This is a genomic window from Ruegeria sp. HKCCD6157, assembly GCF_013110685.1.
Taxonomy (GTDB): Bacteria; Pseudomonadota; Alphaproteobacteria; order Rhodobacterales; family Rhodobacteraceae; genus Ruegeria.
Window position 1 is genome coordinate 96,286 of the sequence record NZ_WVRB01000002.1, and the last position, 16,803, is coordinate 113,088.

Sequence of the window (16,803 nt, forward strand, 5' to 3'; positions counted from 1 at the left end):
CTAAGGCACCAGAAGGAAAGCGGAAACCGCATAGGCAACGATCGCGGCATAGCCCAGTGGATAGATCCACTTGATCGCATAATTGTCCAAAGTGCGCGCCGCCCCCTCCTTGCCGGACACTTTCAATCGTCGCAGCGCGACGTTGAACACGATCAGCGCGCCGGTCATCAGGAACATGCACTGAAGGACAAAATCCAGAAAAGTCAGATAACCCAGCTTGGGCAGATCTGCGGATATTGCCCAGTTGAACGCGACGAAGACCAACAGGTTGCCGCCCGCAATCTCGATCCTCCGGCGGTATTCATCCAGAAAAAACAGCGCCCAGCCGACCGATATCAAGACAAGCATCGGCAGGAAAACCCGAATGACGTAATAGGTCAGGTGTCGATTGCCCTCAAAAACAAGCGCGACCTGATCGCTTTCTTTGCCGGATAGACCCAAGACCCTGGATGTTTCCAACCGTGCATTGTTCAGAATCCATTCTTCTTCGCCCAACTGATCTCCGAGGCCAGAGAATTCGTTCAACGGATGGTAATTTACGTATTCAGAGGGAAAGACCGAAACGACCTCGAAATGAAACTCCTGCGTGTCGAACGGGTATTTTCGGAAATCGAAATGAGGCGCCTGGAGTGTAAGAGACGATTTTTCGACATACAGCACCCGTCCGTCGTAACGCAGGGATGCAGCGGATTCGTGGATCCACTTGTTGGACTGCTGATTGTGAATGACAAAAGCCGGCAGAACGGACCCGATACTTGCCGCATGATTGGCAAGGTCGGGCGGGTTGAAGACCCTGATATCCCTCCCCAGTTCCTCGGGATCAAACGCCAGCGCCGGATCGGTCCATTCCACCCGCAAGACCACAACCGCGCCATAGTTTTCAGCCTTTTGATCAACACCGGTGATCTGGTCGATGCGAATGCCAATCCCAACGTTCAACGGATTCTCGGGCGTTCCGGGCAGGGCATCCAGCCGGCCCCCCAACACATTCTGCGCCGTGGCCGCGACAGAAGAACCGAACACCAGGAAAAAACCTAAAACCAAGACGGGAATGGCACGGAGCAAGAACATACTTGAGAACACCCTGACACAATGGAAGGCCCGGGCCGCCCGGCGCGGCCCGGGCTGTAACATTACTCGGACCAGCTGATCTGAGTCAGATCGATTGCAGCGGTGGGCGCGTTCTCCCAAAGGCCCTGAACGCCGACTTTCGCAACGCCCAGTTTGGCCAACTGGAACAGGTAGCCATTGACATAGTCGCTTGCGATCAGGCGCTGCGCCTCACCCAGCAAACGGGTGCGTTCTTCGGGGTCGGTGGTGGTGTTCAGAGTGTCCATCAGCGCCTGAAAATCCGTGCTGTCATACTGAAAGTAATAATCAGGCCGCGCATAAATACCGATATCCATAGGCTCGGTATGGCTGACGATGGTCAGACCGAATTCCTTGCCCTTGAACACGGATTCCAGCCATTGGGCCCATTCCACATTGATGATCTCGGCCGTGATGCCGACCTCGGCCAGCTGCGCCGCTATGATTTCGCCCCCACGACGGGCGTAAGACGGCGGAGGCAAATGCAATGTCGTCTCGAACCCATTTTCGAATCCCGCCTCTGCCAGCAACTGTCTGGCTTTTTCGGGGTCGTAAGCGGATTGCGCGGTCAGATCGACGTAAGCCGGATTGTGCGGCGCAAAGTGGGTTCCGATCGGCGTGCCATAGCCAAACATTGCGCCGTCGATGATCGCCTGCCGGTCAATGGCATGGGCCAATGCCTGACGAACAAGGATATCATCAAACGGAGGCTGCTTGTTGTTGGTGGACAGGATCGTCTCACCTTCGGTCGACCCCACAAGGACCTGAAAGCGCGGGTCGGCCTCGAACTGGGGCAGGTTTTCCGGCGCCGGGAAGTTGTCAAACACGTCGACATCCTCTGCCATCATGGCGGCAAAAGCGGCGGTCGGGTCCGAGATGAACTTGAACGTAGCAGTCTCTAATGCGGGCTGTTCGCCCCAGTAATCGGGGTTTCGGTTCAGCGTGATACTGTCGCCCTGCACCCAGTTTCCAAAGGTATAGGCACCGGTACCAACTGGATTGGTCTTGATGTTTTCAATGCTCTCAGGCGCGACGATGACTGCGTCCCCCCAGGCCAGGTTGAACAGGAAATTTCCGTTCGGTTCTGACAGGGTGACTTTCACCGTCAGCGGGTCGACGACCTCGACGGTTTCGATACCGGCAAACAGGGCCTTCTGCGCGTTGGCGCTGTCTTCCGCGGTTGCGCGGTCAAGGCTGAATTTGACATCCTCGGCGTCCATGTTGGTGCCATCATGGAAGGTCACCCCGTCATGCAGGTTAAAGGTATAGACCGTCCCGTCTTCGGAAATCTCCCAGCTTTCCGCCAATCCGGGCACGACCGAGCCGTCGCCCATGAAACGTGTCAGGCCTTCGAAGATATTGGTGTAAACCACCGAGTCGATGGCTTGCGCCGCGGCGCTTGTCGGGTCCAGATGCGGAGGCTCAAGCTGCATCGCAATGGTGATGTCCGACTTGGCCAAAACCTGCGTGGCAAGCAGGCTGGCCCCTACGGCCAGGGTCGATGCAAATGTCCGGAACAGGAATTTTGTCATGTGAACTCTCCCTACTGAAACAGGTTGTGCCCTTGTTTTCAGGGCCATTTTACTGACAGTCTTCCTGTAAACCTCAGGTCAATCAAGGGAATGTTCGCGCAACCGGGGTTTCTTCGGCCCCTCCCGATCTGCTATGCCGCACTGCAACATAATACTGCAGGAGCGATCCATGAGCGCCACCGCCCGCAAGAAAGCCCCGAACGCCGAGGACATTCGCGCCCGAAAAGGCGGCGAACCTCTGGTCTCTTTGACCGCCTATACCACGCCAATGGCGCGCCTGATGGACGCCCATTGCGATTTCGTGCTGGTCGGTGACAGCGTCGGCATGGTGCTGCACGGGCTGGAATCCACGCTGGGGGTCACGATGGAGATGATGATCCTGCATGGTCAGGCCGTATCACGCGGCCTGGAAAGTGCGATGATGGTCATCGACATGCCTTTCGGAAGCTATGAGGAAAGCCCGGCACAGGCCTTTCGCAATGCCGCACGCCTGATGGCGCACACAAATGCAGGCGCGGTCAAACTGGAAGGCGGTGTGGAGATGGCTGAAACCATTCGCTTTCTGGTGAAACGAGGCATCCCGGTGATGGCTCATATCGGACTGACGCCGCAGTCGATCAACACGCTGGGCGGCTACAAGGTGCAGGGCCGTGACGAGCAGGCTGAAGCCGTCATGGCGGATGCCCGCGCCGTGACCGAGGCTGGCGCGTTCTCGGTCGTTCTGGAGAAAGTGCCCCAAGGTCTGGCGAACCAGATCACCGAAGAGATTGCAATCCCGACCATCGGCATCGGTGCATCTGCGGGCTGTGACGGGCAGATTTTGGTCGTGGACGACATGGTGGGCTTTTTCACCGCCTTCAAACCCAAATTCGTCAAACGCTATGCCGAGCTTGGTCCGTTGGCCGAAGCGGCCATCGCGGAATACGCGGCCGAAGTCCGCGCGCGGACCTTCCCGGCGGACGAACATGTCTTTGCCGATCAGGCTCCGGCCAAAGGACAAAATACATGACCGCACCGATTCTGCGCTCTCTGGCCGAGCTGCATGCCAACACCACTACATGGCGCCGAAACGGTGAGGTGATCGGCGTGGTTCCGACCATGGGTGCGCTGCACGAGGGGCATTTGTCACTGGCGCAGGCTGCGAAACAGGGCTGCGACCGGGTGATCGTGACGATTTTTGTGAATCCCAAGCAGTTCAACAATCCCGAAGACTTGGCAAATTACCCCCGCACCGAACATGAAGACTCCCAAAAGCTGGCCCCGTATGGCGTGGATGCGATCTATGTGCCGGACCCGCAGGAAATCTATCCGGAAGGTTTTTCGACGACGGTATCGGTTGCCGGTCTGACCGACGTGATGGAAGGACCTTTCCGCCCCGGACATTTCGAAGGCGTGGCCACGGTGGTCGCCAAACTGTTCCTGCAAACACAGGCGGATCGAGCCTATTTCGGGGAAAAAGACTATCAACAGCTGCTGGTTGTCCGCCGGATGGCGCGCGATCTGAACATCCCGATCGAGGTGATCGGCTGCCCGACCGTCCGAGAACCTTCGGGCCTGGCGATGTCGTCGCGCAATCTTCTTCTTTCCCCCCAAGGGTTGAAGATCGCAGAGCAAATGAACGGCGTCATGCGGCAGGTGGCGGACGATTTGGCCAAGGGCGCAGACTTTGCCGTGCCGGCGCAGGATGCCAGGGAAATCCTGCTGAAGGTCGGGTTCACCGAAGTCGAGTATGTCGACCTGCGCTGTGCCGAGACGCTGGAAAGCCTGTCCAGCGCAAGTCGACCCGCCCGCCTGTTCGTCACAGCCTGGGCCGACGGTGTCCGCCTGATCGACAATATCCCTGTCAATCCGGCCTGATTTCTGCACTGGCCCCTTCGCCATTGTTTGCGCTAAAGTCCGGCAAAACGATACCGGGGGAGAGCGGAAATGACCCATATTCTGGCAATCGATCAAGGCACCACATCCTCGCGCGCAATTCTGTTTGACGCGCAGATGCGGCCTGTTGGCACCGCCCAGCAGGAGTTTCCACAGCACTTTCCGCAGGAAGGCTGGGTTGAACACGACCCCGAGGATATCTGGTCCAGCGTTCTGCACGTGTGCCGCGAGGTGATGGAAACCACCGGTGTTTCAGCGGATCAGATTGCCGGTATCGGCATCACCAACCAGCGCGAAACGACGGTCGTCTGGGACAAACAGACCGGCAAGGCCATCCACAATGCCATCGTCTGGCAAGACCGCCGCACCGCCGATATCTGCGCGCGCTACAAACAGGCCGGGTGCGAGGATGACGTCACAGCTCAGACCGGTCTGCTGCTGGATCCTTATTTCTCGGGCACCAAGGTCAAATGGCTGCTGGATACCGTTTCGGGCGCCCGCGAGCGCGCAGAAGCCAGAGACCTGCTGTTCGGCACGATCGACAGTTTCCTGATCTGGCGGCTGACCGAAGGCCGTGTTCATGCAACCGATGCCACCAACGCCGCCCGTACTCTGCTGTTCGATATTCACTCGGGCACGTGGAGCGCCGAGATTTGCGACCTGCTGGATGTGCCCCTGAACCTTTTGCCCGAAGTGAAGGATTGCGCCGCGGATTTCGGAACCACCACTTTGCTCGGGGGCGACATTCCCATTCTGGGCGTTGCAGGCGACCAGCAAGCCGCCACCATCGGGCAGGCCTGTTTCCAGCCCGGTATGATGAAATCAACCTATGGCACGGGTTGCTTTGCGCTGCTGAACACCGGCGCGCAGCCGGTTCAGTCGAAAAACCGCCTGCTGACGACGATCGCGTATCAACTGGACGACCGGCGGACTTATGCGCTGGAGGGATCGATCTTTATCGCGGGGGCCGCAGTGCAATGGCTGCGCGACGCGTTGCAGATCATTGATGCGGCGCCTCAAAGCGGCGAATTGGCGGCTCAGGCTGATCCGAACCAGCATGTGGTGCTTGTGCCCGCCTTCACCGGCCTCGGAGCGCCTTATTGGAAGCCTGACTGTCGAGGAGCGCTGTTCGGGCTGACGCGCAATTCCGGACGGGCCGAGATCGCCCGCGCCACGCTGGAAAGCATCGCCTTCCAGACCCGCGACCTGTGGCATGCCATGCAGGGCGACTGGGGCGCCGATGCCGATGTCATCCTGCGCGTCGATGGCGGGATGGCCGCGTCTGACTGGACCATGCAAGGCCTGTCGAACTGTCTTGGCGCGCCTGTGGACCGCCCTGTCATGCAAGAGACGACAGCCCTGGGCGCCGCATGGCTGGCAGGCATGAAAGCCGGAATTTATCCGGATCAGGCCGGGTTTGCGGAAACATGGGCGCTGGACCGCCGGTTCGAACCAACGCAGGAACAAGCCGAACGCGATGCGGCTTATGAGCGTTGGCAACGCGCGGTACAGGCTGCGATGGCGTTCTAGCTGTGGTCTTTCAACAAACGCTGTTTCTGCCGTGACCAATCGCGCTTGGCCTGGGTTTCGCGCTTGTCATGGGTTTTCTTACCCTTGGCGATGCCGATCTTGATCTTGGCCAACCCCTTGTGGTTGAAATACAAAACCAACGGCACCAGCGTCATGCCCTTGCGCTGGGTTGCATTCCACAAATCGGACATCTGTTTGCGGGACACTAACAGCTTGCGACGGCGGCGTTCTTCGTGCTTGAACACTTTGGCCTGCTCGTATGGCGCGATATAGCTGTTGACCAGCCAGAGCTCGCCATCATCGACGGTGGCATAACTTTCCGCGATGTTGGAGCCACCCGCGCGCAGGGATTTGACCTCGGATCCTTGCAGAACGATACCGCATTCGATGTCGTCCTCGATGGCATAATCGAAGCGGGCGCGCCGGTTTTCGGCGATCACTTTGTAATTCGGGTCTGTCTTCTGCTTGGCCATGACGCGTTGATTTAGGCGGCTTGCGCCGCCCTTGCAAGGCACGGATTTCCAGCCGCGGTCATGATTTGGCAGAAATGATCAGATCCGGGCCAAAAATCGTGTCCGCGTGGTTGTGAAGATAAATCTTCAACCAGGGCGTAAACCGGTCCGGGTGGCGTTTCACCTCGGCCAACAGATCGTGATAGTCGATCCAACGGATATCCATGACTTCATCCGGGTTGGGCGCGATTTTCAGCGGGCCGCGGACATGGGCCAGAAAGACGTCGACAACCTCGTTTTCCACCATGCTGTTGCCGACATCGGCGTGATATTCCAGCCGGTGTCGGTATTCGGGATACAGACCTGTGATCCCAAGCTCTTCACGCAGGCGGCGCACGGCACAGGTGGACGAGCTTTCGTCCCAATCGGGATGCGTGCAGCAGGTGTTCGCCCAAAGGCCGGGCGTGTGGTATTTTCCCAGCGCCCGGCGCTGCAACAGGATCTCGGTGCCCCGTACGACAAAAACCGACACAGCCTTGTGCCTGAGCCCCTTCTCGTGAACTTCAAGCTTGTCTACAGGGGTCAACTCACCATCGACCCAAGCTGGGATCATGATACCCATCTGTCCTCTCCTGCTGCCAATCCGCCTGACGAGCCCTGATTTTGATTATAGCTGGTGCCGGACCGGCTTGGCTTTGCGGCGTTGCTTGGCAATCCGCCGTCTGACTTCAAAGTGTCGCTGTTCCACATTGTTATCAATCGCACCAAAGGCCGCAGGGGCTGCGGCCTTTGGTCCTTGTGCAGTGGTGCACAGTATCAGGTGTTATTCACCCGACACGCTTGCGATATAGGCATAGACGTCTTCGGCACCCTTTTTCAGCTTGAAGGTCATTTTCGATTTGGCGGATGTGTCATCCAGATAGGTTTTCAAAAATGCCTTGGGGTCCTGAGCATACTCGACGAAAGTAGTTTCGTCCCAGACCAGACCTTTCTCACCGGCGGCAACGATGCTGTCTCCGTATTTGAAACCCTCAACGGTACCGGCGGTGCGGCCCGCGATTCCATAGAGGTTGGGGCCGGTCTTGCCACCTTTGACGATCACTTCGCCTGCCGGGTCGGCGATCATGTGGCAGGACTTGCATTTGTTGAAGGTTTTCTTGCCCGCCTCAGCGTCGCCTTCAGCATAAGCAGGAAGGGCCAGAAGGCCGACGATTGCGGTAGCGAGGATGCGATTCATAGCTTTTGCTCCGATAGAAATTGGCTGCACCGAATGGACCGTCGGCGCAAAAAAGAGTCAACGCGCAGATTGCCGCGCGCGCTTAATGTGCCACTGCGACAAATAGGATGTCCTTAACTTTTGTCATGTACCTCGGACCAGCAAGGCAACAGATCGCCCGCGGCCGGAGTCGCCAGATACACGGCGCGCGCAATAGCTCGCGCCAGGCACAGCGAGGCCGCATGCCCGATGACACCTGGTTCGGTGTCGGTGGCGACACCCCGAGCGCCCGTGCTGACCCCGAATACCAGATCACCATCCCCCGGCGTGTGGGCGGGTACAATGGCGCGGGCAATACCGTCATGGGCGGCAACGGCCAGTCTCTGACATTGCGGTTTGGTCAGGGCCGCATCCGTCGCAACGATGGCAATCGTGGTATTGGCTTTGTCCGGGTTCGCGGACTGCATCACCTGCGCTTTGCGACTGACCGTTGGTTGGCCAAGTCCGGCATTGGAATCAGGCCCCAACCCACCGAATTCGCCGCCCACTTCAAAGGGGGCTGCCCAGAAATGCCTGTCACCCGGCGTGGTGACACTGCCCAGCGGATTGACCGCAACCAATGCGCCAACGGTAACACCACTGTCCAAAACAACCGAGGCCGAACCCAACCCGCCTTTGTGCATCGCGGTCAAAGCCCCGGTTCCTGCACCTGCAGTTCCGAGTTCGAACCGGTCCGACGCGGATCCGAACGCCGCACGGCCCAAGGCGCGATAGGGATTCTCGTGCCACGCCTTGTCGCCGCCATTCAGCAGGTCGAACAGGATTGCCCCAGGCACGATCGGCACCACGGCGGAACCCACCTGAAACCCGCGGCCCAGGGCATGCAGCGCGTCCATGACGCCCGAACAGGCATCTAGCCCGAAGGCCGACCCGCCCGAAAGCACGATCGCATCCACCTGTTCAACGGTCTTGTCGGCGGCCAGCAAATCTGTCTCGCGCGTGCCGGGAGCGCCACCCATCACGTGCACCGAGGCTCGGAGTGGTTGCGCGCCGGTCAGGACGGTGACGCCTGATTTCAAAGTTGCGTCCTGTGCGTTGCCGACCTTCAGGCCGGGGACATCCGTGATCAGGTTTCTGGGTCCGGGGATCATGCAAGCCTCGGCGGTTGAGCGGGAAAGCGCGCTGGCGCGCGCTGCCTCCGGCGGGGATATTTTTGGCCAGATGAAGAACGGATCAGATGCATCGGCCTCCGTCCACCTCGAGCGCGGCGCCGGTGATCATGCTGGCCTCGTCCGAACACAGGAAACAGGCGGCATTGGCCATATCTTCGGGGGTTGAAAACCGGCCCAACGGGATGGTCGACAGGAATTTGGCACGGATTTCGGGCGTATCCTCGCCCATGAAGGATTTCAATAGCGGCGTTTCCCCGGCGACCGGGCAGATCGCGTTCACCCGCACGCCGGACGGGGCGAGCTCGACCGCCATCGTTTTGGTTGCAGTGATCATCCAGCCCTTGGAAGCGTTGTACCAGTTCAGGTTCGGGCGCGGCGACAGGCCTGCGGTTGAAGCAACGTTCAGTACTGAACCCGCCCCGCGCGCCTTCATGGGTGGAACCAATGCGCGAGCGGTCAGATAGACGGATTTCATGTTCACGTTGAAAACACGGTCGAAATCCGCTTCGCTGACCTCCTCCAGCGGCGTTGGCAGGTGGGTCACACCGGCATTGTTCACAAGGATGTCCAGATGACCGAAGGTTGAGAAAGCCGCATCCGCCATCTTCTGAACCGAGGCGCCCTTGCCTACATCGACCTGCTGAGCCACCGCCTCGGACCCAAGCTGGGTTGCGAGTTCATGTGCAGCATCGCCATTGATGTCAGCGATCATGACGCGCGCACCTTCGGCCAGGAACTTCCTTACGATCCCCGCACCAAACCCGGATGCACCGCCAGTGACGATTGCGGTTTTTCCCTCCAGCCTCATGGCGTTACTCTCCTGCACCTTTTGAAGGCCAGACTATCAACGCCCGGACGAGATGCCAGATCAATCTTCGGACACCTTGCCGCGCAGCGCCTTGACGTCGCCCCGCGCCTTTTTCGCCGCAAGCCTGCGTTTGACCGAACCATAGGTGGGTTTCGTCGCGATGCGCCGCTTGGGTTTGATCAGCGCCTTGCCGATCAGCTCGGCCAGCCTTGTTCGCGCAATTTCCCTGTTGCGGGCTTGGGAACGTGTTTCTTCGCATTGAATGATGATCGCGCCATCCTTGGTCCAGCGGCGCCCGGCCAGCCGTTTCAGCCGCGCCTTGACCGGATCGGGCAGCGAGGGTGAGCGCGCGGCTTCGAACCTCAGTTCAACGGCGGTCGAGACCTTGTTCACGTTCTGCCCGCCAGGTCCGGAGGAACGCATGAAGCTCTCGGTCATTTCCCAGTCTTGCAGAGTGATATCGTCAGAGATGCGCAACATGGACAAGACCATAGCTGGAGCGGTTAAAAACAGAAAGGGCCGCCCCGGTGGGACGGCCCTTCGAAAGTTCAGGAGGTCGGGTCGGTTAGATCAATCGACCAGCCGGAGCGCACGCTCGGCCAAGGGCTGCCCTAGCAGGCGGTCCCCCCGGTTGTTCCGACACCTCTCTCCAATCTCTTTCTCGACACTGGATCACCTCCTTTTCTATCTGTTGCGGTTGAAAAGAAGCGTGACACAAGATGCGCCATTCTCAAAGCACTTTTTTACGCAGGCTGTGCAGCGGTCAGTCGCGCAACGATCACCTTGAACGGGATCAGCGCGATCAGGGCCAGCGACAGTTTCACCAACCAGTCGGCAAAGGCCAGCGTCACCCACAGGGGCGCCTCGGGGCCCGACAGCATGAAGGGCACGGGCTCCCACGCCCAATTGATGGCCGCATCTGCATCGGCACCAAAAAAGGTGACCGAGGCCGAGAAGGCGATGGTGAAGAAGATCGCGGTATCCAGCGCTGAACCTACCAGGGTCGAGACCAGCGGCGCACGCCACCATTGACCGCCGCGCATGGCGTTGAACACGGTGACGTCGGTCAGTTGCGCGATCAGGAACGCAGTGCCCGAGGCGACGGCGATGCGCAGCGGCACGGCGGCATAGGTGAACCCGTCGCCCTGAAGCATGATCTGGCTGCCGATCAGCGAGCAGATCACCCCGGTGACGAAGCCCGCGAAGACAACCTTGCGGGCCGGGCCCACACCGTAGACGCGGTTCATGATGTCAGTGACGAGAAAGGCCAGCGGATAGGTGAAGGCACCCCAGGTCAACAGACCATCAAAGATCAGGAACTGGACCAGGATGTTCGAGGCCACGACGATGGCGGCCATGGCAAGAATGCCGGGAATATAGTTGCGTTGCATTTTTTGATGCCCGTTTTGACAAGGTAGCGGCGACTTGGCCAAGGGACCGTCCCAAGGCAAGCTGTGCGTTTAGACCTTCATCTGCCGCGTGTCAATCGGGCAGCAGATACTCGACCAACTCGGTCCGTTGCAGTGCCAGAAAGTTGTCATCCGAGATCATCGTGGCCCGCAAACGTCCCTGATCATCCCGCCAGATCGACAAGCCTTCGAGGTTGTCATGGGCGCCGGTTCCGGTTTCGAACAGGGTTTCCTCGGCGTTTGGCACGTCGCCTGTCAGATCCCATCGCCGCAGGCGCGAGCGAAAGCCGATTGCCGAGAGGTTTCGCTCCAACACGTAGAACCGCCCATCAGGACCGAAATCAGCGGCAACCGGTTTGAACCAACCACGCTGGGGCAGAACAAATGGGGTCGACCAGGCTTGGCCATTCCAGCGATAGACGGGAATATCTCCGCCCGAGGTGCGGTTCGTTTCCGGCAGCGTATACAGCCGCCCGCGCCTGTCGATGGCCAGACCTTCAAAGGACCCGTTGTCGGCGAGATGCTGAAATGCCCGCGGGCGTGGCAATACACGCGCCTTCGTGCCCGGTGCGGGATAATGGGCGACGCGGTGCACCCCTTCGAATGAGATATAGAACCCACCGTCAGGGGCCGCCGCAATCCCTTCGGAATCGCCAACGCCGCCGGACATGCGATGCCCGTTGCTGGACAGAACCGGCCATTGCCCCAGAATGCGAATGCCGGTGATCTCGCCATCAAGACGGTCAATGCGCGCCGTCACCAACCGTGCCCGGTCGCTCAGCGCCATCATCTGCTGCCCATTGTCCGAAATGTGCAGCGCCGAGAATCCACCGAACCAATCCGCCTTGTCACGCCATGCAAAACTGCTTTGATGTGTGGCGGTTTTTACATCCACTCCGGGGGCCGCCGTGGCCAGAAACAGTGCCGCACTTACTTGGATTGCAAGACTGAGGCGCATTGTTTCGGCAAATCGGCCAGCACATATTCCCGGCGTTTCTTGGGCGCCGGCGCGTTCGGGTCTGGCGGCGGCGGGTTCAGGATGTTACGCACCCATTGTTGCGCCTCGGCACAGCCATCGCCCTTGGGTGGTGCATCCTGGTTGACGCATCCCTTTGATCCTCTTGGGCATTTCAGGCGCACATGGAAGTGGTAGTGATGCCCCCACCAGGGCCTGATCTTGCGCAGGTAGGCCCGGTTGCCTTTTTCATCGTTGCACATCTGAACCTTCGCCCCGGGGAACACGAAGATACGTGCCACGCGCTTGTCCTTGGCGGCTTCGCGCAGCACCGCGTGGTGCTGTTTGGTCCAGTTGCTGTTGACGTAGGCACCGTTCGAGCGGCGCAGCGATATGGACGAAATATTCTCGCGCGCCTTGCGCGACAGGCGCATGTTGTCACCCGGAAGCATCCAGATATCGATATCCAACCCCAGCTGGTGCGAGCGGTGGCCCGAAGTCATTGGCCCGCCCCGCGGCTGGCTGATATCCCCGATATAGAGACCGTTCCAACCCGGCTGTTTCGCCGCGAACCGGCTGAGGTCCTGCACGTAATCGATCGCTTCGGGGTGCCCCCAGTTGCGATTGCGCGACAGCCGCATTGCCTGCCATGTTGGACCGGTTTCCGGCAATTGCACCGATCCGGCCGCACATCCGCGCGAATAACTGCCGAACGCAGCCGCTTTTTGTTGCGAGCTTACCTTCTGTGCCCCGAACAACTGCTTTGCCAAGGGCTGCGCCGATGCCGTATGCGCCAGCGCGGTTATTACCAGTAGTGCCAAAAAACGTAGTAAAATCATCTGCTCTGATCCCCTTCAGGTCTGACCCAGCGCATCAGGAATAGACCCAGAATAAACAACAGAATGATTGGTGACACCCCCAGACGCGCACTGCCGGTCGCGGTTGTTGCAATCCCGATCAACAACGGGGCCGCAAAAGCGGTCGCGCGCCCCGACAGACCATAAAGACCAAAGCTTTCGACCGGGGTTTCGGGGTCGGTGTGGCGCACCATCATCGAACGGCTGGCCGATTGCAGAATGCCTCCCATGCCACCGATCAGCACACCACAGCCAAAGAAGACCAGGTCAGGCAGGTTGGATCCGTCAGGCAGGCCGATGCCGTAGATCTGCGTCCGGTCCATCGACACCACTGTGACGCAGACAAAAATCAATACCCAGATCGCCACCAATATCACTGGTTTCGGGCCGTATTTCTTGTCTGCCTTCCCCCCGATCCACGCAAAAACGGCCGAAGCGAGAACGCTGACGATCCCGAATACTCCGATCTTGATCAGATCCCATTCCAACACCAGCCGCGCATAGACACCACCAAAACTGTACAGCCCGTTCAGTGCGTCGCGATAGAACATGGACGAACCGAGATAACTGGCCAGACTAACGCGATAGCGCAAGTTAGACACTGATTTCGACAACAGGCGCAGCGCCTCACCCACGCTTCCTTTCCTTTCTGTCGCCGCATCATCGCGGACCCACAGGAAGTACGGCACCATGAACAGAATGAACCAGATTGCCGTAAAGGGGCCGACAAAACGCGTGCCTTCCCGGGTGGCGGCATCCAGACCAAAGGCGGGCACCATCCCGATCAGGGTTTTGCCGTTTGGCTGTTCCACAAACAGCGCCAGCATGATCGCCAGCGAAATCAGCCCTCCAAAATAGCCAAAGGCAAAGCCAGAGCCCGAGATCTCTCCCACTTCGCTGTCATCACCCAGATCGGGTAGCTGCGAGTTGATGAAGATCAGCGCATATTCCGCGCCGACGAAGCCGAAACCAAAAGCCGACAGCATCAGCCACATGTTCGAGCCATCGGGCATCGTGTACCAAAGTGCCGCAGACCCGACCGCATACATGACCGAAAAGGCAAATATCCACGGGATGCGCCGCCCCGAGACATCCGCCATCGCCCCCAGCAGCGGCGCACCAAAAGCGATGATCAACCCGGTGATCGTCAGACAGTTCGCCCAAACAGTCTGCGCGCGCGCCGCAGCCGCCTGCGCATCCAGCCCTTCAGTGGTGAAATACCCGGCGGCGACGCCTGCGAAGTAGGGGCCAAAGACAAAGGTGACCAGAAGGGTGTGATAGGGCTGGCTGGCCCAGTCAAAGAACCACCAGCCCCAGATGCGCCTGCGCTTGGATATTTCTGCCATCTCTGCCCCTGTTTATCGTTGCGATTATATGACTGGGCTTTAATTCAAATCGCAAGCGTTGAGTGCCAGACACTTGCTCTTTGTCGCTATGGTGCTTAGGTCTCGGCCAACAAGAATACGGAGAACCCATGCTGTCGCTGATCCAAATCCTGCTGCTGATCCTGGACATTGTCTGGTTCATCATCCTGGCCCATGTGATCATGAGCTGGCTGATCAACTTTCAGGTGCTCAACCTGCACCAACAGCTGGTCGCGCAAATCTGGTACGGGCTGAACCGCCTGTTAGAGCCTATTTATGGCCCGATCCGGCGTATCCTGCCCAATATGGGCGGTCTGGACCTGACGCCGCTGGTGGTGCTGATCGGGGTCTATGCGCTGCGGATCATCCTGATCAACAACGCGGTCTATTTCTACTGACCTCTTGTTCCCCGATTCCGACTGTGTGATTGTCCTTTCAAGAGCAGTCAAATCTTGAAACAGGGCACCCCCGCACATGTTCGACGCCGCGCCTCTGCTGCGAGATGTCTTTGGATTCGATGAATTCCGCCCCGGGCAGGAAGAGATCGTAGATGCCGTAACCGCCGGCCAGAACGTGCTGGCCATCATGCCCACGGGCGGCGGAAAATCCCTGTGTTATCAACTGCCTGCCCTGCTGCGCGACGGGGTGACGGTGGTGATCTCGCCGCTGATCGCCCTGATGCGCGATCAGGTGCGGGGGCTGCAAGAAGCCGGGGTCGAAGCCGGCGCGCTGACCTCGGGCAACACCCCCGAGGAAACAGATGCCGTGTGGGCGGCGCTCGAAGCCGGGCGGCTGAAACTGCTTTACATGGCGCCCGAACGGCTGGCCGCCGGGTCGGCACTGGGCGTGTTGCGGCGGATCAATGTCAGCCTGATCGCGGTGGACGAGGCCCATTGCGTTAGCCAGTGGGGCCATGATTTCCGCCCTGATTATTTACGGATCGGAGAGCTGCGGCGCGCGCTGAACGTGCCGTTGGCCGCCTTCACCGCCACGGCGGATGCGGAAACACAGGACGAAATCGTCGAGAAACTGTTCGACGGCACACCCCCGCGCAAGTTTCTGCGGGGCTTCGACCGGCCGAATATCCACCTGGCCTTTGCCGCCAAGGACAGTCCGCGCAGGCAGATCCTGGATTTCGCGGACGCCCGCCGAGGCCAGTCGGGCATCATTTATTGCGGCACCCGCAACAAGACCGAAGTTCTGGCGCAGGCGCTGCGCGAACAGGGCCACTGCGCCTGCCACTATCACGGCGGGATGGAGGCCGAGGACCGCCGCATCGTCGAAACCCGTTTCGCGCGCGAGGACGGGCTGATCGTGGTGGCCACCGTGGCTTTTGGCATGGGCATCGACAAGCCCGACATTCGCTGGGTCGCCCATGCGGACCTGCCGAAATCGATCGAGGCTTATTACCAGGAGATCGGCCGCGCCGGCCGCGATGGCGGGCCGGCCGAGACCCTGACCCTGTTCGGCCCCGACGATATACGTTTGCGGCGGTCCCAGATTGACGAGGGGCTGGCGCCACCCGAACGCCGGATGGCGGATCATGCGCGGCTGAACGCGCTGCTGGGGTTGGCCGAGGCGCTGGAATGCCGCCGCCAGACCCTGCTGGGCTATTTCGGGGAACAGGCCGCACCCTGCGGCACATGCGACCTGTGCGATACACCGCCCGAAGTATTTGATGGCACAACACCTGTCCGAATGGCCTTGTCCGCGATTCTTCGCACCGAGGAATGGTTTGGCAGCGGTCATCTGATCGACATCCTTCTGGGGAACGAGACCGACAAGATCCGCGCCCGTCGTCATGATGGCCTGTCCACCTGGGGCATCGGCAAGGACTGGTCGCGCGCGCAATGGCAGGCGATATTCCGCCAGATGATGGGGCACGATCTGGTGCGCCCCGACCCCGAACGCCACGGGGCCTTGCGCATGACCGAGGCCGCCAAACCTATTCTCAAGGGCGAGGCAAAGATCAATCTGCGCAAGGACGCCCTGCGCAAGGCAACCCGTCGCCCCGCCGTGAAAGCCATGGTGTCCGATGAAGATGCGCCCTTGCTGTCGGCTCTCAAGGCCAAAAGACGCGCTTTGGCAGAATCCGCCCGGGTCCCGGCCTATGTCATTTTTCCGGATCGCACCCTGATCGAAATGGCGGAAAAGCGCCCCATGACGCTGGACGAGATGGCCCGGATTGGCGGCGTCGGCGCCAAGAAGCTGGAACGGTATGGCGACACCTTCCTTGAAGTGATCGCGGGCGAGGCCCAGGCGTTGCACCCGGCGCGCCGCAAGCTGGCCGGTCGCGATCAGGGCGACATCTATGACCGCTTGCTGGAAGTACAGTCCCAATTGTCCCGCGGTCCCGACGGGATAGACAAGCCTCTGACCTGCTCGGCCTCGCAACTGGCAAAGGTGGCACAGATGCGCCCAGATGACCTGCGCGGGCTTGAACAGGTGCTGGGAGACCGGCGTCACGAAAGGTTCGGCACCGCCTTTCTGGACGTGCTGCGTGAGGCGGGCTAGATACACCGGGACAGGTAAGGAAAGAGGGCA

Annotated in this window: 17 protein-coding genes; 5 read left to right on the plus strand and 12 right to left on the minus strand. The window is 59.7% G+C overall.

Features of this window, described 5'->3' with window-relative positions; genetic code table 11:
• Both GS612_RS10585 and GS612_RS10590 read right to left on the minus strand, forming a co-directional pair.
• On the minus strand, window positions 1-1,023 hold the full coding sequence (locus tag GS612_RS10585; RefSeq protein ID WP_371809332.1) for a hypothetical protein: 1,023 nt from the start codon (window positions 1,021-1,023) through the stop codon (window positions 1-3).
• A gap of 110 nt (window positions 1,024-1,133) precedes the next feature.
• Window positions 1,134-2,621, minus strand: coding sequence for an ABC transporter substrate-binding protein (locus tag GS612_RS10590; protein ID WP_171640179.1), 1,488 nt, complete (start codon window positions 2,619-2,621; stop codon window positions 1,134-1,136).
• 169 nt (window positions 2,622-2,790) lie between these two features.
• On the opposite strand from GS612_RS10590, the gene panB reads away from it, so the two are divergent.
• From panB to glpK, 3 genes are all read left to right on the plus strand, one after another.
• On the plus strand, window positions 2,791-3,630 hold the full coding sequence (panB, locus tag GS612_RS10595) for a 3-methyl-2-oxobutanoate hydroxymethyltransferase (RefSeq protein ID WP_171229967.1): 840 nt from the start codon (window positions 2,791-2,793) through the stop codon (window positions 3,628-3,630).
• A complete protein-coding gene (gene panC, locus GS612_RS10600) occupies window positions 3,627-4,478 on the plus strand; it encodes a pantoate--beta-alanine ligase (protein ID WP_171640181.1) in 852 nt (283 codons plus the stop codon). Before panB ends, panC begins: the two co-directional genes overlap by 4 nt.
• Before the next feature lie 69 nt (window positions 4,479-4,547).
• Window positions 4,548-6,026, plus strand: a complete 1,479-nt coding sequence (glpK, locus tag GS612_RS10605) for a glycerol kinase GlpK (RefSeq protein WP_171640183.1) — start codon at window positions 4,548-4,550, stop codon at window positions 6,024-6,026.
• Here glpK and smpB read toward each other — a convergent pair.
• From smpB to GS612_RS10655, 10 genes are all read right to left on the minus strand, one after another.
• Window positions 6,023-6,499 carry an SsrA-binding protein SmpB gene (smpB, locus tag GS612_RS10610; protein ID WP_152459447.1) on the minus strand — a complete coding sequence of 159 codons (477 nt, stop codon included), beginning with the start codon at window positions 6,497-6,499 and terminating at the stop codon, window positions 6,023-6,025. The genes glpK and smpB overlap by 4 nt on opposite strands.
• Window positions 6,500-6,557: 58 nt before the next feature.
• On the minus strand, window positions 6,558-7,100 hold the full coding sequence (idi, locus tag GS612_RS10615) for an isopentenyl-diphosphate Delta-isomerase (RefSeq protein WP_171640186.1): 543 nt from the start codon (window positions 7,098-7,100) through the stop codon (window positions 6,558-6,560).
• Between the two features lie 201 nt (window positions 7,101-7,301).
• On the minus strand, window positions 7,302-7,715 hold the full coding sequence (locus GS612_RS10620) for a cytochrome c family protein (RefSeq protein WP_171172089.1): 414 nt from the start codon (window positions 7,713-7,715) through the stop codon (window positions 7,302-7,304).
• A gap of 113 nt (window positions 7,716-7,828) precedes the next feature.
• Window positions 7,829-8,845, minus strand: coding sequence for a P1 family peptidase (locus tag GS612_RS10625; RefSeq protein WP_171640188.1), 1,017 nt, complete (start codon window positions 8,843-8,845; stop codon window positions 7,829-7,831).
• 82 nt (window positions 8,846-8,927) lie between these two features.
• A complete protein-coding gene (locus tag GS612_RS10630; RefSeq protein ID WP_171640190.1) occupies window positions 8,928-9,674 on the minus strand; it encodes an SDR family oxidoreductase in 747 nt (248 codons plus the stop codon).
• Between the two features lie 60 nt (window positions 9,675-9,734).
• Window positions 9,735-10,154 carry an alternative ribosome rescue aminoacyl-tRNA hydrolase ArfB gene (gene arfB, locus GS612_RS10635; RefSeq protein WP_171640192.1) on the minus strand — a complete coding sequence of 140 codons (420 nt, stop codon included), beginning with the start codon at window positions 10,152-10,154 and terminating at the stop codon, window positions 9,735-9,737.
• A 263-nt stretch (window positions 10,155-10,417) separates the two neighbouring features.
• Window positions 10,418-11,065 (minus strand): queuosine precursor transporter, encoded by a 648-nt coding sequence (locus tag GS612_RS10640; protein ID WP_171640194.1) that lies wholly within the window; start codon window positions 11,063-11,065, stop codon window positions 10,418-10,420.
• Window positions 11,066-11,156: 91 nt separating this feature from the next.
• Entirely contained in the window at window positions 11,157-12,041 is an 885-nt protein-coding gene (locus GS612_RS10645) for an esterase-like activity of phytase family protein (RefSeq protein WP_171640196.1), read from the minus strand.
• Window positions 12,014-12,877 (minus strand): penicillin-insensitive murein endopeptidase, encoded by an 864-nt coding sequence (mepA, locus tag GS612_RS10650; protein ID WP_171229975.1) that lies wholly within the window; start codon window positions 12,875-12,877, stop codon window positions 12,014-12,016. Before mepA ends, GS612_RS10645 begins: the two co-directional genes overlap by 28 nt.
• Window positions 12,874-14,241: an MFS transporter gene (locus GS612_RS10655; protein WP_171640198.1), complete on the minus strand. Its 1,368-nt coding sequence runs from the start codon at window positions 14,239-14,241 to the stop codon at window positions 12,874-12,876. The genes mepA and GS612_RS10655 overlap by 4 nt, the downstream gene beginning before the upstream one ends.
• 128 nt (window positions 14,242-14,369) lie before the next feature.
• Between GS612_RS10655 and GS612_RS10660 the strand changes: the two genes are divergently transcribed.
• Window positions 14,370-14,657 (plus strand): YggT family protein, encoded by a 288-nt coding sequence (locus GS612_RS10660; protein WP_005980077.1) that lies wholly within the window; start codon window positions 14,370-14,372, stop codon window positions 14,655-14,657.
• A gap of 76 nt (window positions 14,658-14,733) precedes the next feature.
• On the plus strand, window positions 14,734-16,773 hold the full coding sequence (gene recQ, locus GS612_RS10665; RefSeq protein ID WP_171640201.1) for a DNA helicase RecQ: 2,040 nt from the start codon (window positions 14,734-14,736) through the stop codon (window positions 16,771-16,773).
• Window positions 16,774-16,803: the final 30 nt, after the last annotated feature.